This window comes from Ruegeria sp. BG5 (genome assembly GCF_056538425.1).
Genome location: NZ_JBQFTC010000001.1, coordinates 171832 through 191971, shown reverse-complemented (window position 1 = coordinate 191971; position 20140 = coordinate 171832). Strand labels below are relative to the sequence as shown.

Annotated in this window: 22 protein-coding genes and 1 pseudogene; 13 read left to right on the top strand and 10 right to left on the bottom strand. The window is 59.7% G+C overall.

Annotation, left to right across the window (positions count from 1 at the left end):
- Positions 1–40: 40 nt before the first annotated feature.
- From ACR0KX_RS00850 to ACR0KX_RS00810, 9 genes and pseudogenes are all read left to right on the top strand, one after another.
- Entirely contained in the window at positions 41–1021 is a 981-nt protein-coding gene (locus ACR0KX_RS00850; RefSeq protein ID WP_170452679.1) for a TraB/GumN family protein, read from the top strand.
- A gap of 106 nt (positions 1022–1127) precedes the next feature.
- Positions 1128–2048 (top strand): manganese-dependent inorganic pyrophosphatase, encoded by a 921-nt coding sequence (locus ACR0KX_RS00845; RefSeq protein ID WP_170452681.1) that lies wholly within the window; start codon positions 1128–1130, stop codon positions 2046–2048.
- Positions 2049–2288: 240 nt separating this feature from the next.
- Positions 2289–3164, top strand: a complete 876-nt coding sequence (locus tag ACR0KX_RS00840) for a TIGR01459 family HAD-type hydrolase (RefSeq protein ID WP_480707749.1) — start codon at positions 2289–2291, stop codon at positions 3162–3164.
- A 101-nt stretch (positions 3165–3265) separates the two neighbouring features.
- Positions 3266–3709: a MaoC family dehydratase gene (locus tag ACR0KX_RS00835; protein WP_170452686.1), complete on the top strand. Its 444-nt coding sequence runs from the start codon at positions 3266–3268 to the stop codon at positions 3707–3709.
- A 105-nt stretch (positions 3710–3814) separates the two neighbouring features.
- Positions 3815–3946 (top strand): annotated as a pseudogene (locus ACR0KX_RS00830) (Stf0 family sulfotransferase); the annotation flags it as partial.
- A gap of 20 nt (positions 3947–3966) precedes the next feature.
- Complete coding sequence (locus ACR0KX_RS00825; protein ID WP_480707747.1) at positions 3967–4110, top strand: Stf0 family sulfotransferase; 144 nt, start codon at positions 3967–3969, stop codon at positions 4108–4110.
- Positions 4111–4141: 31 nt separating this feature from the next.
- Positions 4142–5074 (top strand): bifunctional riboflavin kinase/FAD synthetase, encoded by a 933-nt coding sequence (locus ACR0KX_RS00820; RefSeq protein ID WP_480707745.1) that lies wholly within the window; start codon positions 4142–4144, stop codon positions 5072–5074.
- Positions 5071–5544, top strand: a complete 474-nt coding sequence (locus ACR0KX_RS00815) for a YcgN family cysteine cluster protein (protein WP_170622851.1) — start codon at positions 5071–5073, stop codon at positions 5542–5544. Before ACR0KX_RS00820 ends, ACR0KX_RS00815 begins: the two co-directional genes overlap by 4 nt.
- Entirely contained in the window at positions 5544–6578 is a 1035-nt protein-coding gene (locus ACR0KX_RS00810) for a threonine aldolase family protein (protein WP_480707743.1), read from the top strand. Before ACR0KX_RS00815 ends, ACR0KX_RS00810 begins: the two co-directional genes overlap by 1 nt.
- Here the strand turns inward: ACR0KX_RS00810 and ACR0KX_RS00805 are convergent.
- Both ACR0KX_RS00805 and ACR0KX_RS00800 read right to left on the bottom strand, forming a co-directional pair.
- Positions 6565–7335 (bottom strand): alpha/beta fold hydrolase, encoded by a 771-nt coding sequence (locus ACR0KX_RS00805; protein ID WP_480707741.1) that lies wholly within the window; start codon positions 7333–7335, stop codon positions 6565–6567. The two genes, ACR0KX_RS00810 and ACR0KX_RS00805, sit on opposite strands and share 14 nt — an antisense overlap.
- 62 nt (positions 7336–7397) lie before the next feature.
- Positions 7398–8000: a 2-hydroxychromene-2-carboxylate isomerase gene (locus ACR0KX_RS00800; RefSeq protein WP_170452697.1), complete on the bottom strand. Its 603-nt coding sequence runs from the start codon at positions 7998–8000 to the stop codon at positions 7398–7400.
- Between the two features lie 107 nt (positions 8001–8107).
- On the opposite strand from ACR0KX_RS00800, the gene ACR0KX_RS00795 reads away from it, so the two are divergent.
- Both ACR0KX_RS00795 and rpiB read left to right on the top strand, forming a co-directional pair.
- Complete coding sequence (locus ACR0KX_RS00795; RefSeq protein WP_170452698.1) at positions 8108–9127, top strand: ribose-phosphate pyrophosphokinase; 1020 nt, start codon at positions 8108–8110, stop codon at positions 9125–9127.
- A 5-nt stretch (positions 9128–9132) separates the two neighbouring features.
- The gene (rpiB, locus tag ACR0KX_RS00790; protein WP_170622844.1) at positions 9133–9582 is read left to right on the top strand and encodes a ribose 5-phosphate isomerase B; all 450 of its coding nucleotides are present in this window, start codon (positions 9133–9135) and stop codon (positions 9580–9582) included.
- A 17-nt stretch (positions 9583–9599) separates the two neighbouring features.
- Here the strand turns inward: rpiB and ACR0KX_RS00785 are convergent, their stop codons facing one another.
- The 7 genes from ACR0KX_RS00785 to ACR0KX_RS00755 all read right to left on the bottom strand — a co-directional run bounded on the left by ACR0KX_RS00785 (position 9600) and on the right by ACR0KX_RS00755 (position 15970).
- Positions 9600–9950 carry an H-type lectin domain-containing protein gene (locus tag ACR0KX_RS00785; protein WP_170452701.1) on the bottom strand — a complete coding sequence of 117 codons (351 nt, stop codon included), beginning with the start codon at positions 9948–9950 and terminating at the stop codon, positions 9600–9602.
- A 114-nt stretch (positions 9951–10064) separates the two neighbouring features.
- The gene (locus tag ACR0KX_RS00780; RefSeq protein ID WP_170622842.1) at positions 10065–10475 is read right to left on the bottom strand and encodes a F0F1 ATP synthase subunit epsilon; all 411 of its coding nucleotides are present in this window, start codon (positions 10473–10475) and stop codon (positions 10065–10067) included.
- Between the two features lie 12 nt (positions 10476–10487).
- Positions 10488–11912, bottom strand: coding sequence for a F0F1 ATP synthase subunit beta (gene atpD, locus ACR0KX_RS00775; RefSeq protein ID WP_170521672.1), 1425 nt, complete (start codon positions 11910–11912; stop codon positions 10488–10490).
- A gap of 18 nt (positions 11913–11930) precedes the next feature.
- Complete coding sequence (locus ACR0KX_RS00770; protein WP_170622840.1) at positions 11931–12809, bottom strand: F0F1 ATP synthase subunit gamma; 879 nt, start codon at positions 12807–12809, stop codon at positions 11931–11933.
- A gap of 15 nt (positions 12810–12824) precedes the next feature.
- The gene (gene atpA, locus ACR0KX_RS00765; RefSeq protein ID WP_152459013.1) at positions 12825–14363 is read right to left on the bottom strand and encodes a F0F1 ATP synthase subunit alpha; all 1539 of its coding nucleotides are present in this window, start codon (positions 14361–14363) and stop codon (positions 12825–12827) included.
- Positions 14364–14924, bottom strand: coding sequence for a F0F1 ATP synthase subunit delta (locus tag ACR0KX_RS00760; RefSeq protein WP_170452705.1), 561 nt, complete (start codon positions 14922–14924; stop codon positions 14364–14366).
- A 311-nt stretch (positions 14925–15235) separates the two neighbouring features.
- The gene (locus ACR0KX_RS00755) at positions 15236–15970 is read right to left on the bottom strand and encodes a methyltransferase domain-containing protein (RefSeq protein WP_170622838.1); all 735 of its coding nucleotides are present in this window, start codon (positions 15968–15970) and stop codon (positions 15236–15238) included.
- Positions 15971–16031: 61 nt separating this feature from the next.
- On the opposite strand from ACR0KX_RS00755, the gene gloB reads away from it, so the two are divergent.
- Positions 16032–16799, top strand: a complete 768-nt coding sequence (gloB, locus tag ACR0KX_RS00750; protein ID WP_170622836.1) for a hydroxyacylglutathione hydrolase — start codon at positions 16032–16034, stop codon at positions 16797–16799.
- 174 nt (positions 16800–16973) lie between these two features.
- Positions 16974–19298, top strand: coding sequence for an ATP-dependent Clp protease ATP-binding subunit ClpA (gene clpA, locus ACR0KX_RS00745; RefSeq protein ID WP_170452709.1), 2325 nt, complete (start codon positions 16974–16976; stop codon positions 19296–19298).
- A 100-nt stretch (positions 19299–19398) separates the two neighbouring features.
- Here clpA and ACR0KX_RS00740 read toward each other — a convergent pair whose 3' ends face one another.
- Positions 19399–20055 (bottom strand): phosphotransferase, encoded by a 657-nt coding sequence (locus ACR0KX_RS00740; RefSeq protein WP_480626368.1) that lies wholly within the window; start codon positions 20053–20055, stop codon positions 19399–19401.
- Positions 20056–20140: the final 85 nt, after the last annotated feature.

Below are 20140 nucleotides of genomic sequence, written 5' to 3'. Positions count from 1 at the left end.
TCCTTGGTCGTCCCGCCTGACAAATCTCTGAGGTTCATCCATGCGTCTGTTGGCCCTGTTCGGTTTTCTGCTACTCCCCATGACGGCCAACGCCGCGTGTGAGGGGCATGATCTGCGCCCGCTTATGTCCGAAGCGGACCGCTCGGAACTGCATCAGGCACTGGCTGACATCCCCTATCCGGAAGGAAACCACTGGATCGCCCGCAAGGGCGACACCACGCTGCATCTGATCGGCACATTGCACACAAACGACGCGCGCATGGATGCGGTGGTCGAACGGTTGGCGCCAACCTTGAGCCGGGCCGACGCCTTTTATTTCGAGGTCACTCAGGCCGAGATGAACACGTTTGAGCAGGGCTTGGCCAAGGACCTGAGCCCGGTAATGATCACTTCGGGGCCCACATTGATTGAGCTGATGAGTGCCGAGGATTGGGCCGCCCTGTCAGGGTCGCTGACGGAACGGGGCATTCCAAGCTGGATGGCCGCCAAGATGCGGCCCTGGTTTCTGAGCATGATGCTGGGCATTCCGCCCTGCCTGATGCAGAACCCCGACGCGAAATACGGCATGGACGCGCGTCTGACAGATCTGGCCGAGGCCAACGGCATCCCCCAGCACTCGCTGGAACGGATCGAAGACCTGATGACCATGTTCGACGATCTGCCGCTGGATCAGCAGGTGGACTCGTTGGTGCGACTGGCCGGGGCGATGCAAAGCGACGCCAATCATCTGACCACCATGGCCAATGCCTATCTGGAGGAACAGCACGCCCAGATCCTGCAACTGGCGCGGTTGCAGGGGCTTGAGGCCTCGGGCCTGTCCGAAACCGAATACAACGCGGAATGGGACCAGTTCGAACAGAAACTGCTGGTGACCCGCAACGCGAATTGGATGAGGCATATTCTCGCCATTCAGAATCAAACCGCCGTCATCGCCGTGGGTGCCGGGCATCTCAGCCATGATTTCGGTCTTCTCGCCTTGCTGGAACAGGAAGGGTATACGCTGACCCGCGCGCCGTTCTGACCCAGGCGCATAGCAGACCAACAGTCGCAGCAGGCCGCAACCGGGTGACAAGCGGTGCCTTGCACCCTATAAGGCGCGCAAATTTCCAATCCTCAGGATAGCTGACATGACAACCCTCGTATTTGGCCACAAATCTCCCGACACAGACTCGACCGGTTCTCCGATCCTGTGGTCGTGGTACCTGAACGAAGTGAAAGGCGAACAGGCCGAGCCCGTTCTGCTGGGCGAACCCAACACCGAAGCGGCCTTTATGCTGCAACGCTGGGACCTGCCCAAGCCGCGCATCATCGACGATGTCGAGGCCGACGCGCCGGTTGTAATCGTGGACACCAACAACCCGGCGGAACTGCCCGCGAGTGTCAACAGCGCCGATATCCGCGCGATCATCGACCACCACAAGCTGGTCGGCGGGCTGGAAACCAAGGGCCCGATCGACATCACCGTGCGCCCGCTGGCCTGCACGGCAACCATCATGGTTGACCTGATGGGCGACTATGCCGCCAAGATGCCCGAAGCCGTCAAAGGCGCGGCGCTGACCTGCATCTTGTCGGACACGCTGGAATTCCGCTCGCCCACCACCACCGCGCATGACCGCGCCGTGGCCGAGAAGCTGGCGGCTGAACTGGGTCTGGACGTCTCGGCCTATGCGGCTGACATGTTTGCAGCGAAGTCGGATGTGTCCTCGTTCTCGGACGCCGAACTGATCCGCATGGACAGCAAGGAATACGAGGTCGACGGCACCAAGTTCCGCGTTTCTGTTCTGGAAACCACCGCGCCGGGCGTTGTGCTGGACCGAAAAGACAGCTTGGCTGCATCCATGGTCGATGTGGCAAAGGAAGACAGCGTTGATCAGGTTCTGCTGTTCGTCGTGGACATCCTGAACGAAGAAGCCACCCTGCTGGTCCCGAACGATCTGGTCAAAACCGTTGCCGAGAAAAGCTTTGGCGCATCGGTCGAGGGCGACGCCGTTGTCCTGCCCGGCATCATGAGCCGCAAGAAACAGATCATCCCGAACCTGAAGGTCTGATCTTCTGTCATTCCCGTGTGAAAGGCGTCCGAACCGGGCGCCTTTTTCTTTTTGCAAGGCTCTGCCTCGCGCTCCGGGATATTTTTGGCCAGATGAAGAACGGATTCCTTGCTTCATCTGGCCCGAAATATCCCGGGGGAGACGCCCGGCACGGGCGGCGGGGGCAGAGCCCCCTCTGGCAAAACCCGTCAAGCTCTGCCATAGGCTTGGCAGACGCAGTTTATCGCCGAAAGAGACCCAATGACCCAGATTATCTCCTCTCTGACCGAGATTTCCGACCGGTATAAGGCGCTTTTTGTCGATCTCTGGGGCTGCGTTCACAACGGTATCACCGCCTATCCCGAAGCGGTGGCAGCGTTGCAGGCCTACCGCGCCGCTGGCGGGGTGGTCGTGCTAGTAACAAACTCTCCCAAACCGCGCGCCGGGGTTGCATCGCAGCTGACCCAGTTCAACGTGCCTGCTGATGCCTATGACACGATCGCAACCAGCGGAGATTCCGCGCGGTCCGCCATGTTCCGCGGCGCGGTCGGGCACAAAGTGTATTTCATGGGAGAATGGCAGCGCGATGCGGGGTTCTTTGAGCCGCTGAAGCTGCTGCACCACCCCATCCACATCGAACGTGTTCCGCTGAAAGAGGCTGAGGGCATCGTCTGCTGCGGCCCCTTCGATCCGATGGCGGACCCCGATGTGAACCGGCCCGATTTCCTGTACGCCAAGCAGATGGGCATGAAGCTGCTCTGTGCGAATCCCGACATCGTTGTTGACCGGGGCGAGGTGCGTGAGTGGTGCGCGGGGGCTCTGGCAAAGCTTTACACCGAGATGGGTGGCGAGAGCCTGTATTTCGGCAAGCCCCACCCGCCCATCTACGATCTGGCCCGCCGCCGCCTTCAGGAATTGGGCGCGGATGTTGCCGACTCTGACATCCTTGCCATTGGAGATGGCCCCCACACCGACATCCTTGGCGGGATGGGAGAGGGAATCGATACCCTGTTCATCTCGGGCGGATTGGCGGCAGCGGAAACAAAAACGTCGCACCATCCGCACGCTGATTCTCTAACTGACTATATCCAAAGGGAAAAGATCAACCCGACATATACAATCGGTCGCTTGCGATAGTCATTTTTGACTTGATTTTCTGCAGTTGCGAAGTAATAAAGTTGCCAACCTAGGCCTGATGGTGGATTTTTCTTTCACGGCCGACTTCGAGTGAGGGCAACATGTTGGACAATCTTCCACGCGGAACGATCTGTATCGAAGACATCGAGATGGGCATGTCCCGCCACCTGCGCAAAGTGGTGACGGATGAGGATATCGAGATGTTCGCGCAGGTTTCGACCGACCGGAATCCGGTGCATCTGGATGACGATTATGCGCGTGACACGATCTTTGAAGGGCGCATCGCCCACGGGATGCTGACGGCGGGCCTGATCTCGGCCGTGATCGGAGAGCAGCTGCCTGGCCATGGCACCGTATACATGGGTCAGTCGCTGAAATTCCTGGCCCCCGTGCGCCCCGGCGACATGGTCTATGCCGAGGTGAAAGTCATCGACATCGACTTTGCCAAGCGCCGCGTCAAGCTGGATTGCCATTGCTCGGTCGACGGCAAGAAGGTCCTGATTGGTGAGGCTATGGTTCTGGCCCCGTCGCGCAAGTTCGACTGAGTCTTGATCACATCACGTCACAGCAAAGGCGCCCAAACCGGCGCCTTTTTTGTTGTCACCATGCAAGATCACGGGACCATGGCGGGATAGTTTTTCATCAGGCCGATGGGTCGATTAACGCCCCACTTCAATTCTTATTTTATCTGCGCCAGCCCCCGCAGTGGCAGTTCCCTGCTATGTCGATTGTTACGTGAAACCGGTTGTGCAGGTTGGCCTGACTCTTATTTTCACGCGCCATCCATGTCGGATTGGTCGAGGTGCTACAAACCCTGGGTCTTGATCCGGATCTGGCGCAGGGTGTCGAAACGCCGACGGCCAAACTCTCGGATGCCACGAACAGCGACTGGGTTCAGCAATACGGGGCTGAGACGCAGCGCACGCAAGACCAATCAGGTGCTTGAACCCGCCTGACAGTCCAGCTAGGCAAGCCATATGCACATCATCCGGGATTTTCAGTTCATCGAGCCTCAGGACCGCGGCGCCAGTGTGGCGATCGGGAACTTTGATGGCGTTCATTTGGGGCACCAGTCGGTGATCGAACTGGCGCGCAGCGCTGCCCCGGACGCGCCGCTGGGCGTTCTGACGTTCGAGCCGCATCCGCGCGAGTATTTCGCGCCGGACGCGCCGCCCTTCCGGTTGATGCGGGGCACTGCGCGGGCGCACCGGCTTGAAAAGCTGGGCGTGCAGATGCTGTACGAACTGCCGTTCAATGCGGCGCTTGCCGGGTTGTCCCCCGAAGAGTTCGCCAGAAACGTCATTTGCGATGGGCTGGGCCTGTCCCATATCGTTGTGGGGGCCGATTTCTGTTTTGGCAAAGGTCGTGTCGGCACCGCGCAGGATATGGTCCGCTTTGGCAAGCAGATGGGATTTGGCGTCACCATTGCACCACTGATGGAGCGATCAGAAAACGTTGTTTCCTCGACCGCCATTCGCACCGCGCTCAGCGACGGGCGTCCGCGTGATGCGGCCGCCATGCTGGGCCATTGGCACCGGATCGAAGGTGTCGTGATCGGGGGCGAGCAGCGCGGGCGCGAGTTGGGCTTTCCTACCGCGAACATGTCCATCGAAGGGCTGCACCCGCCCAAATTTGGGGTGTATGCCGTGCTGGTCGATGTGTTGGACGGCCCGCAACAGGGCAGCTATCACGGGGCGGCCTCGATCGGTGTGCGCCCCATGTTCCATGGCGAAGCCCCCAACATCGAAACCTTCCTGTTCGATTTTTCCGGTGATCTTTACGGCTCGACCCTGTCCGTCGGTCTGATCGACTTCCTGCGACCAGAGCTGACATTCGATGGGCTGGACGGCCTGATCGCGCAGATGGATGCCGATTGCGAAAAGGCCCGTGGCATTCTGGCCGCCCTATGACCACCGATCCGATTGAACGCACGGGCCTGCCTGCCCGGTTCTGGGAACGCAAGCCCTTGCGCAAGATGAACCAGCGCGAGTGGGAGGCCCTGTGCGACGGCTGCGGCAAATGTTGCCTGAACAAGCTTGAGGATGAGGACACGGGCGAGGTGGCCCTGACCTGCGTTGCCTGCCGCCTGCTGGACGATGAAAGCTGCCGCTGCACACAATATGACATCCGGCACCAATTCGTACCCGAATGCATCGTCATGACCCCCGACAATATCGACGACCACGCCTATTGGTTGCCGCAAACCTGTGCGTATCGATTGCTGTGGGAAGGCAAACCTCTTTACGACTGGCATCCTTTGATATCTGGTACGCCGGACAGCGTGCACGCGGCGGGCGTCTCGGTTCAGGGCCGCACGGTGTCCGAGTTCGAAACCCCCATGGAAGAGTGGGAAGATTACATTATCGAGGAGCCAACCTGATGTATTTCGCGTCTGACAATTCCGGCCCGGTTCACCCGCAGGTCATGGCCAAGCTGGCCGAGGCCAATCAGGGGTACCAGATGGCCTATGGCGCGGACACGATGATGAACGAGGTGCGCGACCGCATTCGCAGCATTTTCGAGGCGCCGGGCGCGGCGGTTTATCTGGTGGCGACGGGGACGGCGGCAAATTCGCTGGCCCTTGCGACGCTGTCCAACCCCTGGGAAACGGTCTTCTGTTCTCCGGTCGCGCATATCCATGAGGATGAGTGCAACGCGCCTGAATTCTACAGCGGGGCGAAGCTGACCTTGGTTCCCGGTGGCGACAAGATGACCCCGGATGCATTGCGCGGCTCGATCCTGGGCGAAGAAACCCGTGGGGTGCACGGGCCACAGCGCGGGCCTGTATCGATCACTCAGGTCACCGAGCGCGGGTCGGTTTATTCGCTGGAAGAGTTGCAGGCCCTGTGCGGTGTGGCCAAGGAATACGGCCTACCCGTCCATCTGGACGGGGCGCGGTTCACAAACGCGCTTGTTGCCCTGAATTGTTCCCCGGCGGATATGACGTGGAAATCGGGTGTCGATGCGGTCAGCTTTGGCGGCACAAAGAACGGCCTGATGGGCGTCGAGGCCGTGGTGTTCTTTGACGAAAGCAAAGCGTGGGAATTCGAGTTGCGCCGCAAACGCGGGGCGCATCTGTTTTCCAAACATCGCTACCTGTCCGCCCAGATGGCGGCGTATCTGGAAGATGATCTGTGGTTGAAAATGGCCCGTCTGGCCAACGACAACTGCACCCTGCTGGCCGATGGATTACGCGCCAAAGGGGCCACGTTCCTGCACGAGCCGCAGGCCAATATGATCTTCGCCTCATTCCCGCGCGCCAAGCACAAGCAATTGCACGAGGCCGGGGCGGTCTATCACCTCTGGGGTGCCGAGCTTGAGGGGGACGATGACGACGAAAACCTCGCCTGCAGGCTGGTTTGCGACTGGTCGATTGGGGCGGCTGAAATCGACCGGTTCCTCAGCCTGCTGTAACGCCTGTCGCGGGGTTGGCTTTCCAGAACTCCTGAAGCAGCGCGCCGGTCTCATGGGGGTGTGATATGGGCAGCATATGCCCCGCGCCGCGCACCACCTCGTGCCGCGCATTTGGCAGGCGCTGCTGCAAACCTGTGCAGATCACGGGCAGTGTCGGGTCGGTTTCAGACCCGCTTAGCAACAGGGTCGGCATCGTGACGCGCTTGCAGTTCTCCGGGTCCAGAAGTCCGGCGCTGTCCTCGTACAGCACAGGATGGGACGCAGGAACAACATGTATCCCCCGCACCATGCTGGCCCGCGTTCGTTCGGGCAGGTCAGGCCATTTCGGGCTGATGCCGTTGCTCCACATCCGGTTGAACAGCCGCGCGGCCAATGCCGCATCGCCCGCCGCGAAGGCTGCATTGATCGGTTGGGACGCGTGGATGTGCTGGTCGAACAATTGGGGCGCATCCTGTTTTGCCACGGCAAAGAATACGGGTTCGATCAGGGTCAGGCTGCGCACGTATTGCGGGTTTACCATTGCCAGCCGCAGCGCGGCGATCGCCCCAAAGGAATGACCGATCAGATCCATGGGTTCGGTCAACTCCTGCGTCGCCTGCCCAGTCACCGCATCGAAGAAATCGCTCTGCCCGTCCCAATCCGGACTGCGCCCGTGCGACGGCATATCTGGGGCGATCAGAGACGCGCTGCCCTCCAGAACCTTGGCCAAACCGGACCACGCGCCGGAATGCGCAATGGTGCAGTGAAGGGCGAGCAATTTGCGCTCCCCCTTCCCCAAATGCCGGACGAAGGCCGCGTGTGACGCTGCAGCCAAGGCTGTCACCCGTTCATCCCTGCCAGATGCCGATCCAGATCGTCCAGCCGGTCCTGACCCCAGAACCGCTGGCCATCGGGCGTGAGGTAGAACGGCGCGCCAAACACGCCGCGATCCACGGCCTCTTCCAGATTGGCGGCATAGGTCTCGGCCCCGACCAGCAAGCCACTATTGGCCAGATCGGGGTCAAACCCGGCATTCGACAGACAGTCGCGGATCACATCATCCTGTGCCACATCCTTTTCCTCGGCCCAGCAGGCGCGCAGGATGGACTGGCACAGCTTGCCCACATCGCCCGAGCCATCCTTGATCGCGGCGATCACCGCATAGGACGACGGGGCCATATTGGTCGGCCAGTGTGCGGGCTGCAGATTGAACTCCATCCCCAGATCCCTGGATTGCCGCAGCAACTCCTGCGCGCGGTATTCGGTGCGCGAGATATGGCGGTCTTTTGGCGGCGTTCCCCCGGTGCGCGCGAACAAGGCCATGATATCCAGCGGTTTGTAATTGATCGTCGCGCCGTGCTTCGCCGCGATCTCTTCCAGCCGGGAACCGGCCAGATAGGTGTAGGGCGAAATTGTCGCAAAAAAGTAGTCAATCTGGGTCATGTGCACTTTCTCCGCAGCGTTATCTTTGCGGGACGGTAAGGCCATGCTAAGCGGTGTCAACATCACGAATCTGTCACATTGCCAACGCTGCCCGGGGATCTCAGCCAATGCCGACACTCCACGAACCCAAGCTTATTGCTGGGAACGCAAACCTTCCGCTTGCCGAAACCATCGCTCGCCGCATGAGCCTGTATCGCGGCGTTGACCAGGGTCTGGTCGATGCGCGGGTCGAGCGGTTCAATGACGGCGAGATCTTCGTCGAAGTCTTCGAGAACGTACGCGGCGAGGATATGTTCATCATCCAGCCAACCTCGAACCCGGCCAATGACAATCTGATGGAACTGCTGATCATCGCCGACGCGCTGCGCCGGTCGTCGGCCCAGCGGATCACCGCCGTGATCCCATATTTTGGCTATGCCCGTCAGGACCGCCGCACCAAGGCCCGTACGCCGATCAGCGCCAAGCTGGTGGCCAACATGCTGACCGGTGCAGGGATCGAGCGGGTTCTGACCATGGACCTGCACGCAGCCCAGATTCAGGGGTTCTTTGATATCCCGGTGGACAACCTCTATGCCTCGCCGATTTTTGCGCTGGATGTGAAGCATCAGTTCAAGGACAATCTGGACGAGATCATGGTGGTCTCGCCCGATGTCGGCGGCGTGGCCCGTGCCCGCGAGTTGGCCAAGCGCATCAACGCCCCGCTGTCGATTGTCGACAAACGCCGCGAAAAAGCGGGTGAAGTGGCTGAAATGACGGTGATCGGTGACGTCAAAGACAAAATCTGCCTTATCGTGGACGATATGTGCGACACCGCCGGAACGCTGTGCAAGGCGGCTCAGGTCCTGCTGGATAACGGCGCGAAAGAGGTTCATTCCTACATCACCCATGGCGTCATGAGCGGCCCCGCGGTCGAGCGTGTGACCAATTCGGTCATGAAATCTCTGGTCCTGACGGATACGATCCAGCCAACCAAGGAGATCCTGAAGGCCAAGAATATCCGCATCGTTCCGACCGCACCGATCTTCACTCAGGCCATCCTGAACATCTGGAACGGAACCAGCGTGTCATCTCTGTTCGAAGACAAAACGCTGACGCCGATCTACGAATCCATGTACCAGATGGACTGAATGTGATGACTGCCAACAAACGTATCGTCCTGTCCAGCGACCACGCAGCGATCGATCTGCGTCAGGCTGTGGCCAACCACATCGCCCAGCAAGGCTGGGAGGTGGTCGATATTGGCCCGACGACCCCGGAAAGCACGCATTACCCCAAACACGGCAAAGCCGCAGCGCAGGCGGTGGCGTCGGGTGACTGTCAGCTGGGCATCATCCTTTGCGGCACCGGGCAAGGGATCATGATGGCGGCGAACAAGGTGCCCGGCATCCGCTGCGGTGTGTGCTCTGACGCCTTCTCGGCCCGGATGATCCGCCAACACAACGACGCCAACATGCTGTCCATCGGCGCGCGCGTCGTTGGTGAAGGTCAGGCGATGGACATCGTGGATGCGTTTCTATCCGCCGAGTTCGAAGGCGGCCGCCACGCGACACGGGTGGACATGATTGAGGCGCAGGACAGCTAATCCGCGCCCTGCTCCGATCAGGAGATATTCCAATCATCTGCATGGGCGACTTCACCAATTGCCGTCCATGCAACCCGGATGCGGGCGATACGGGTGTCCGACCAGGTGCGGAATACAGCCGTGAACCCCTGGGGCGTCACATCCTGCGCCTTCACCTCTGCCCGTAATGCCGAAGACGTGTCCACGTCCCACAGCGAAATGCCCACCTGCACAACCGGGATCGACCGAAAGGCTTCGCTGAATCGAATCTGAGCCCGACGTTCGCGCGGGCCCTCTCCGGTCCACATATCGCCGCCCTCGGCGAACTCGGAAAACAGCACCTCTTCGCCCTGATCGATGCCGATGGGATGAGTAAGAAATTTCTTCATTCTGTCATCATTATTCTTGAATTCCCGCAACTTATCCCGGCTTTTCGGCAAAAGCACGACAAAAAAACGGCCCCGCAGGTGCGAGGCCGTTCAAAATTTCAGCTGTGATGCCTGTTACAGGCTCATATGCGTCCCAAGCGCTTCCATGTCGGCCAGCAGCTTGGCGGCATCATCGACGATGGTCTGATCGTCGCCACCTTTGGCCGCCTCGTGCGAGGCGCGGGCGTCTTCGATCAGTTCGTCCAGATGTGCACGGGTCACTTCGGCCACCGGGATCGCCTTTTCGGCCAGAACCGAAAGGCTGTCGCCGTTGATCTGGGCAAACCCGCCGGTGACCAGGTATTCACTGGACCCTTCGGGCGCCTCAACCTTCAGCAGACCGGGGCGCAGCGTGGTGATGTTGGGGGCATGGTCGGGCATCGCCGTCATGTCCCCGTCCGCGCCGGGAATCTGGACCGCGGTAGCGCTGAGCGAAGCAAGGCTCCGCTCGGGGCTGACGAGGTCGAATTGCATCGTGTTTGCCATCAGGGATACTCCTTAGGCGGCTTCTGCGGCCATCTTCTCGGCTTTGGCGATCACTTCTTCGATACCGCCAACCATCAGGAAGGCCGCTTCGGGCAGGTGATCGTATTCGCCAGCCACAACGGCCTTGAACGACGAGATGGTGACATCCAGAGGAACCTGAACGCCGGGCGAACCGGTGAAAACCTCGGCCACGTCGAACGGCTGCGACAGGAAGCGTTCGATCTTACGGGCACGGGCCACGGTCAGTTTGTCTTCTTCCGACAGTTCGTCCATGCCGAGGATGGCGATGATGTCCTGCAGCGACTTGTAGCGCTGAAGGATCTGCTGAACGTCGGTCGCAACCTTGTAGTGCTCTTCACCAACAATCGCCGGGTCGAGCAGACGCGAGGTCGAGTCGAGCGGGTCAACCGCAGGGTAGATACCCTTTTCCGAGATCGCACGGTTCAGAACGGTTGTCGCGTCGAGGTGCGCAAACGAGGTCGCCGGCGCAGGGTCGGTAAGGTCGTCCGCAGGCACGTAGATCGCCTGCACCGAGGTGATCGAGCCCGACTTGGTCGAGGTGATGCGTTCCTGCAGGGCGCCCATGTCGGTGGCCAGTGTCGGCTGGTAGCCCACCGCCGAAGGAATACGACCCAGCAGAGCCGAAACCTCGGAACCCGCCTGTGTGAAGCGGAAGATGTTGTCGACGAAGAACAGAACGTCGGTACCGGACTGGTCGCGGAACTGCTCGGCCAGGGTCAGACCGGTCAGAGCAACACGCGCACGCGCACCCGGAGGTTCGTTCATCTGACCGTAAACCAGCGCAACCTGCGATTCCGACAGGTTGTCGGGCTTGATCACGTTCGATTCGATCATCTCGTGGTACAGGTCGTTGCCTTCACGGGTCCGTTCACCAACACCCGCGAACACGGAAAAGCCCGAGTGCACTTTTGCGATGTTGTTGATCAGTTCCATGATCAGAACGGTTTTGCCAACGCCCGCGCCGCCGAAGAGGCCAATTTTACCGCCTTTGGCGTAGGGGGCCAGCAGGTCAACAACCTTGATGCCGGTGACCAGGATTTCCGACTCGGTCGACTGTTCGTCGAATTCGGGTGCGGGCTGGTGGATCGCGCGGGTCTCGGTTGCGACAACCTCGCCCTTTTCGTCGATCGGCTCGCCGACAACGTTCAGGATGCGGCCCAGGGTGGCGTTACCAACCGGAACCGAGATCGGTGCGCCGGTGTCGGTAACCGCTTCGCCGCGGACCAGACCTTCGGTCGCGTCCATCGCGATGGTACGGACGGTGTTTTCACCCAGGTGCTGAGCAACTTCCAACACCAGGCGCTTGCCGTTGTTGGTGGTTTCCAGCGCGTTCAGAATTTCAGGCAGCTGATCATCGAACTGCACGTCAACGACGGCCCCGATGATCTGTGTGACTTTGCCTTTTGCATTCGCCATGTTTCGTCTCCGGTTTTCTTACAGCGCTTCGGCGCCGGAAATAATTTCAATCAGCTCGTTGGTGATCACGGCCTGACGCGAGCGGTTGAACTGGATCGTCAGCTTGTCGATCATCTCACCCGCGTTGCGTGTCGCGTTGTCCATCGCGGACATCCGTGCACCCTGTTCAGAGGCCCCGTTTTCGAGCAAGGCCGAGAAGATCGCGGTGGCAACCCCCTTGGGCAGCAGGTCGGCCAGAATGGCCTCTTCGCTGGGCTCGTAATCGAAAATGGCACCGCTGTCGTCACCTGCCGCTTCGTCCTCGAACGAGGCGGGGATGACCTGCTGCGCCGTCGGGATCTGGGTCACAACGTTGACGAACTTCGAGTAGAAGATCGTGGCAACATCGAACTCACCCCCGTCAAAGCGGGACAGGATGTCCTTGGCGATGTCCTGCGCATTGGTGTAACCCAGACGCTTGACCTCGCTCAGGTCGATATGTCCAACGAACAGATCGCCAAAATCACGCTTGAGCGCGTCGCGGCCTTTCTTGCCGACGGTCAGAACCTTGACCGTCTTGCCATTAGCCCGCAGCTCGTCCGCCTTTTGGCGGGCCAGCTTGGCGATGTTCGAGTTGAAGCCGCCGCACAGGCCGCGTTCAGCTGTCATGACAACCAGCAGATGGACATCATCGCTGCCCGTACCCCGGAGCAGCTTGGGGGCGCTGTCGCTGCCCCCGACCGACGCCGCCAGCCCCGCCATCACGGCATTGAACCGCTCGGCATAGGGGCGCGAGGCTTCGGCAGATTCCTGGGCGCGGCGCAGTTTTGCAGCCGCGACCATCTGCATGGCCTTGGTGATCTTGCGGGTCGATTTGACCGACTCGATCCTGTTTTTAAGGTCCTTAAGATTTGGCATATGCCCGCCTCTCCCTTAAGCGAAGGTTGCGGCGTATTCGTCCAGCGCAGCCTTGATCTTGTCGGAAGCGTCACCCTTGATCTTGGGATCTTCATCCGTGATCCACTGAAGCAGATCCGCGTGCTTGCCACGCAGATGCGCCAGCAGGCCAGCTTCGTAACGGCCAACATCGGACACGTCGATCTTGTCGAGGTAACCGTTGGTACCGGCGAAGATCACGCAGACGATTTCAGCGTTGGTCAGCGGCGAGTACTGCGGCTGTTTCATCAGCTCGGTCAGACGCGCACCACGGTTCAGCAGCTGCTGGGTCGCGGCGTCAAGGTCGGAGCCAAACTGCGCAAACGCAGCCATTTCACGGTACTGAGCCAGTTCCAGCTTAACCGGACCGGCAACCGACTTCATCGAGTTGGTCTGAGCCGACGAGCCCACACGCGAAACCGACAGACCGGTGTTCACAGCAGGACGGATGCCTTGGTAGAACAGCTCGGTTTCCAGGAAGATCTGACCGTCGGTGATCGAGATCACGTTGGTCGGAATAAACGCCGAAACGTCACCACCCTGAGTTTCGATAACCGGCAGAGCGGTCAGCGAGCCTGCGCCAAAATCTTCGTTCAGCTTCGCCGAACGCTCCAGCAGGCGCGAGTGGAGGTAGAAAACGTCACCAGGATAGGCTTCACGGCCCGGCGGGCGGCGCAGCAGCAGCGACATCTGACGATAGGACACAGCCTGTTTCGACAGGTCATCATAGATGATCAGCGCGTGGCGGCCATTGTCACGGAAGTATTCGGCCATCGCGGTCGCGGCATAAGGTGCCAGGAACTGCATCGGCGCCGGGTCGGACGCGGTTGCGGCCACAACGATCGAGTATTCAATCGCGCCGGATTCTTCCAGTTTCTTCACCAGCTGCGCAACGGTCGAACGCTTTTGACCGATGGCAACGTAGACACAGTACAGTTTCTTCGACTCGTCGTCGCCTGCTGCGTCGTTGTAGGTTTTCTGGTTCAGGATCGCGTCCAGAGCAACGGCGGTTTTACCGGTCTGACGGTCACCAATGATCAGCTCACGCTGGCCACGGCCAATCGGGATCATCGCGTCAACCGATTTCAGGCCGGTTGCCATCGGCTCATGCACCGATTTACGCGGGATGATACCGGGGGCTTTAACGTCTGCAACGCCACGCTTGGTCGCGTTGATCGGGCCTTTGCCGTCCAGCGGGTTGCCCAGACCGTCAACAACGCGGCCCAGCAGTTCGTCACCGATCGGAACGTCCACGATCGAGTTGGTGCGCTTGACGGTGTCACCTTCTTTGATGTCACGGTCAGAGCCGAAGATAACAACACCAACGTTGTCGCTTTCCAGGTTCAGCGCCATGCCCATGATGCCGCCGGGAAACTCGACCATTTCACCCGCTTGCACATTGTCCAGGCCGTATACACGGGCAATCCCGTCACCGACGCTCAGCACGCGGCCGATCTCGGCCACTTCGGCTTCCTGACCAAAATTCTTGATCTGGTCCTTCAGGATTGCAGAAATCTCTGCAGCTTGGATTCCCATTTATCCGACCTCTTTCATTGCATTCTGTAGGGAGTTCAGCTTCGAACGGATCGAGCTATCGATCATTTTCGAGCCCACTTTAACGACAAGACCGCCGATGAGGCTTTCATCCACGGTCGCATTGATTGTCACGGTCTTGCCCACACGCTCGGACAGCGTCTTGGACAGTTTTTCCAGTTGTGTCTTGGTCAACGCCTTGGCCGAGGCGACATCGGCGGTCACTTCGCCACGCTCGTCCGCCAGCATGTCGCGCAGAACCTGCACCAGCTGCGGCACCACGAACAGGCGGCGTTTCTGCGCCATCAGGCCCAGCGTGTTGCCCAGAATGGTGTTCAGACCCATTTTCGCGGCGATTGCGGTGATTGCGCCTTCTTGTTCAGCGCGGGAAACCAGAGGCGAGGCAATCAGGTCGCGCAATTCGGCGCTGTCGCCCAGTGCTGCTGCCAGATCATTGATGCCGGTTTCCAGACCTGCGAGGTCATTATTCTCTTTCGCGATCTCGAAAATCGCGGTGGCATAGCGCTCAGCGATGCCTGTGGAAATCGAAGCTGGTTCGGACACGTCCACCCTTCCGATATTTTGGGCCCCGAATTCGCGTTGCGGCAGCTACCCCGGGGGCGTGAAGAAACCCCGTCCATAAAGGGCGGGGATCAAAATCACCGGGGATGTAGCAGAGCCGAACCAAGCTAGCAATATATTATCACGGCCAGCGCCTTATCCACAAAACGTTGAATTTCATACACTTACGCAAAGTGCGACCCTTTTGACCGGCTGGCTTGAGATAAAAATGTTACCAAACTGTAGGTTTTTGCGATTCCTGTGGCCGATTTTCATCAATTTCGGGCGGTAAAAACGCCCCGCAGGTTTCGCGGTTACGCGGGCTTGAGCAGCCCGTCCAGTGCCTTGATCGGCCGTTTTGCGGTATCTTTCGTCACACTGCCGCTGGGTGGGCGGATATGTTTGCTGACCTCGACCATCAAAACGCCACCGGCCATGACTGTCGGGATCCGCTGGCCCGTCTTTTCGATCAGACTGCCGGATTTCAGCCAGAAGCGCCGGAATGACGGCGGCAGATAAAGCGCCGAGCAATGGTTTTCACGCTTGAAATGATGCGCCTTCAACTGGTTTTCCAACTGCGTCGCCGAATACGGGCGCCCAAAGCCAAAAGGCGTGCGATCCGTCCGGGACCAAAGCCCTGCCCGGTTCGGTACGACGAACAGGGCCTTGCCACCCGGCCCCAGAACCCTCCAGCATTCGTCCAGCAACTGGCTTGGGCGTTCCGAGGTTTCCAGCCCGTGCATGACCACCAGCTTGTCGACATGACCGGTTTCGATGGGCCACAGCGTCTCTTCGGTCAGGACCGAAACATTGGGCATACCCGCAGGCCATGGCATCACGCCCTGCGGACCGGGCATAAGGCCGATCACGCGGCGCGCATCGGCCAGATAGGGGCGCAGCAAAGGCACCGCGAACCCAAAGCCCGCAACCGTCTGGCCCTTGGCTTCGGGCCACAGATCGACAAGCCGCCCACGGATCGCCGCCTGCGCCGCACGGCCCAGCGTACTGCGGTAGTAAAAGTTCCTCAGATCCTGCACATCAAGATGCATTGCGGATACCCGGTCAATCGGCTTAGCTGGGCGCAGTCTAGCAATGAAAGGGCAAAAGGCCATGCCTCTTGAGATCGTAACCATCCCATGTCTCAGCGATAATTACGCATTTCTGGCGCATGATGCCGCAACCGGCCAGACGGCCCTGGTCGATGCGCCCGAGCCCGGCCCGATTCTGGCCGAACTGGACCGCCGCGGCTGGAGCCTGAGCCACGTGTTGCTGACCCACCATCACTGGGATCACGTCGATGGCCTGCCGGGCATTCTGGAAAAGCACCCGGCCAAGGTGATCGGGGCCGCCGCAGACGCCCATCGCCTGCCACCACTGGACCTGCAAGTGTCCGAAAGCGACAGCTTTGAGATCGGAGGAGAGCCGGTCGAGGTGCTGGATGTTTCGGGCCATACGGTCGGCCATATCGCGTTTTACCTGCCCCAAAGCGCCGTTGTCTTTACCGCAGACAGCCTGATGGCCCTGGGCTGCGGTCGCCTTTTCGAAGGTACGCCAGATCAGATGTGGACCTCGCTCAGCAAGCTGGCGGCGCTGCCCGACGATACTCTGGTGTGTTCGGGCCATGAATATACCCTGTCGAACGCCAAGTTTGCCGTCACGGTCGATCCCGATAACGCCGCCTTGCAACAACGCGTTGCGGAGACCAAACGCGCCCGCACAGCCGGAGAACCGACAGTTCCGTCAACTTTGGCCCTTGAGAAAGCAACAAATCCGTTCCTGCGGGCCGCTGATCCGGCGATTCAAGCGCATCTTGGCATGGTGGGGGCCGACCCAGCCGCTGTTTTTGCCGAGATCAGGGGTAGAAAAGACCGGTTTTGATGCCTATTTGCCCCTCTTCACGGACACGGTCACAACAAATGTGACTGTCAAGTGAAAGAAAACCCTTGAAGCCGGGCGTCGATCAACCAAACTCTAATAGTATGAGGACATGGTTGGGATGGGGTTCCGGCCGAAAGCCCGCCCCCTTCTGACCCAAGACAGAGGAGCACCCGCGTGCCTTCATTCTCGAGCACATTGGAACAAGCCATCCACGCGGCCCTTGCAGCTGCGAATGAACGGCGACACGAATTTGCAACGTTGGAGCATCTGCTGCTGGCGCTGCTGGAAGAACCCGATGCCATTCGGGTCATGAAGGCCTGCAGCGTCGATCTGGACGAATTGCGCAGCACCTTGGTCGAATTTATCGACGAAGACCTGTCTAATCTGGTCACTGACATAGATGGGTCCGAAGCAGTGCCCACTGCAGCCTTCCAACGTGTTATCCAGCGCGCCGCGATCCATGTTCAAAGCTCGGGACGGACCGAAGTGACCGGGGCCAATGTGCTGGTCGCCATTTTTGCCGAACGCGAAAGCAACGCGGCCTATTTCCTGCAGGAACAGGACATGACCCGTTATGACGCGGTGAATTTCATCGCTCATGGCGTTGCCAAGGACCCGGCCTATGGCGAAAGCCGCTCGGTCTCGGGCGCGGATCAGGTCGAGGAAGAGGTGCAGTCCAGCGCTGGCGATGGTGAGCAGAAAGAAAGCGCTCTGGGCAAATACTGCGTCGATCTGAACGCCAAGTCGCGGGCCGGAGACGTGGACCCGCTGATTGGTCGCGCGGATGAGGTCGAACGCTGCATTCAGGTGCTGTGCCGTCGCCGCAAGAACAACCCGCTGTTGGTGGGGGATCCGGGCGTGGGTAAAACCGCCATTGCCGAGGGTCTGGCCCATAAGATTGTGGGCGGCGAGGCCCCGGATGTGTTGTCTAACACCACCATCTACTCGCTGGATATGGGCGCGTTGCTGGCCGGAACCCGCTATCGTGGGGACTTTGAAGAACGGCTCAAGGCGGTTGTGACCGAATTGGAAGATCACCCCGACGCGGTTCTGTTCATCGACGAGATTCACACCGTAATCGGTGCCGGTGCCACATCAGGCGGGGCGATGGATGCCTCGAACCTGCTGAAACCTGCCTTGCAGGGCGGCAAGCTGCGCACCATGGGCTCGACCACTTACAAGGAATTCCGTCAACATTTCGAAAAGGACCGCGCGCTGAGCCGCCGGTTCCAGAAGATCGACGTGAATGAGCCTTCGGTAGAGGACAGCGTGAAGATTCTGCGCGGTCTGAAACCCTATTTCGAAGAACATCACGAGATCAAATATACCGCAGATGCCATCAAGACAGCCGTCGAACTGTCGGCGCGCTATATCAACGACCGCAAGTTGCCGGACAAGGCCATCGACGTGATCGACGAAGCCGGTGCCGCGCAGCATCTGGTCGCCGAAAGCAAGCGTCGCAAGACCATCGGTGTGAAAGAGATCGAAGCGGTCGTCGCCAAGATCGCCCGCATCCCGCCGAAAAACGTCACCAAGGATGATGCGGCGGTTCTGAAAGACCTCGAAGCCTCGTTGAAACGCGTGGTGTTCGGACAGGACCTAGCCATCGAGGCGCTTGCCAGCGCCATCAAACTGGCCCGTGCCGGTCTGCGTGAACCTGAAAAGCCAATCGGCAACTACCTGTTCGCCGGTCCGACCGGTGTGGGCAAGACCGAGGTGGCGAAACAGCTGGCCGACAATCTGGGCGTGGAATTGCTGCGCTTTGACATGTCGGAATACATGGAGAAACACGCGGTTTCCCGTCTGATCGGTGCCCCTCCGGGCTATGTCGGGTTCGATCAGGGCGGTCTGCTTACCGACGGTGTCGATCAGCATCCGCATTGCGTGCTGCTGCTGGACGAGATCGAAAAGGCCCACCCGGATGTGTTCAACATCTTGTTGCAGGTGATGGACCATGGCGAGTTGACCGACCATAACGGTCGTACGGTGAATTTCCGCAACGTGGTGCTGATCATGACCTCGAACGCGGGCGCGCAGGAACAGGCCAAGGCCGCCATCGGCTTTGCCCGCGACCGCCGCGAGGGCGAGGATACCGCCGCAATCGAACGCATGTTCACGCCGGAATTCCGCAACCGTCTGGACGCCGTGATTTCCTTCGCGCCGTTGCCGAAAGAGGTCATCCTGCAAGTGGTCGAGAAATTCGTCCTGCAGCTTGAGGCGCAATTGCTGGATCGCGGCGTGACCATCGACCTGACCCCCAAAGCCGCCGCGTGGCTGGCCGACAAGGGCTATGACGACAAGATGGGCGCGCGTCCGCTGGGCCGTGTCATTCAGGAGCACATCAAGAAACCTTTGGCCGAGGAATTGCTGTTCGGCAAACTGGCCAAGGGCGGCGTGGTGCGCGTCTCGGTCAAGAAGGGCGAGTTGGATCTTGAAATCCTAGGCCCCGATCAACGCCGCATTCCGGGTGATAAGCCGCCGTTGCTGACTGCCGACTGATCGGTGAAAATACGAATGAGAAAACCCGCCAGTCTTTGGCGGGTTTTTTCGTTTCATAGCATTCTCGCGATGAGAACATACTGGGCAGTACCCAACCAAGTCACCGGTTGCGTGAGCGGAAACTGGTCACGTGGCATGGCACGGGCAAAACCAGTGGCTCTCTGCCCCGCGCTTCCCGATATGCAAGCGCCAAACTGACCGCATAACGCGGCCCATCTACACCCTGAGAAAAGGCAGATAGGACAGCGATACTCAGATCGCGCGCCTTGCGCAGCCTGCCCGCTTTTGTGGGCACAAAATACTCAAAATCGATAAAACGAAGCTGACGACCGTCCCAGCACATATCCCGAAAAGCGGGACGTCCATGCGCCAATCCCATCGCGTGAAGACGCGCCAGCGCGCGCCCAGCAGCCCGGCACGCCCTGAGCTTTTCCGCAACCGTAATGGACCTTTCGGTGCAAAACTTGGTCAGGCTGCGACCCGCATCCTCAACCGCTATGTAACCGCATCCTTCGGCCAGGATTCTGGGGACAGGCGCACCAAGGTTCCAAAGATTGCGATGAGAAGACCGATCCCGTTCAAAAGCCTGTTCGGGATTTCCTTTGACAAGCCAGAGGTGGGGGGCAAACCGTTCGACACGTTTCAGCCAGAACTTGTCGCCTTGCCTGGTCTGACACAGGGCCACGCGCTGATGGGACGCAAGCAGAGCCTCATCGACCGCATTAGCCAGACTTGTCACCCTGCCTTTCAAACACATCCCCTCTCAACCTCTTGAAATAATATAGGAAGCGAAGTGCCGTGTTTCATCGGATCCAGAGGCGAAATTCCCGCCGGGCAGAACG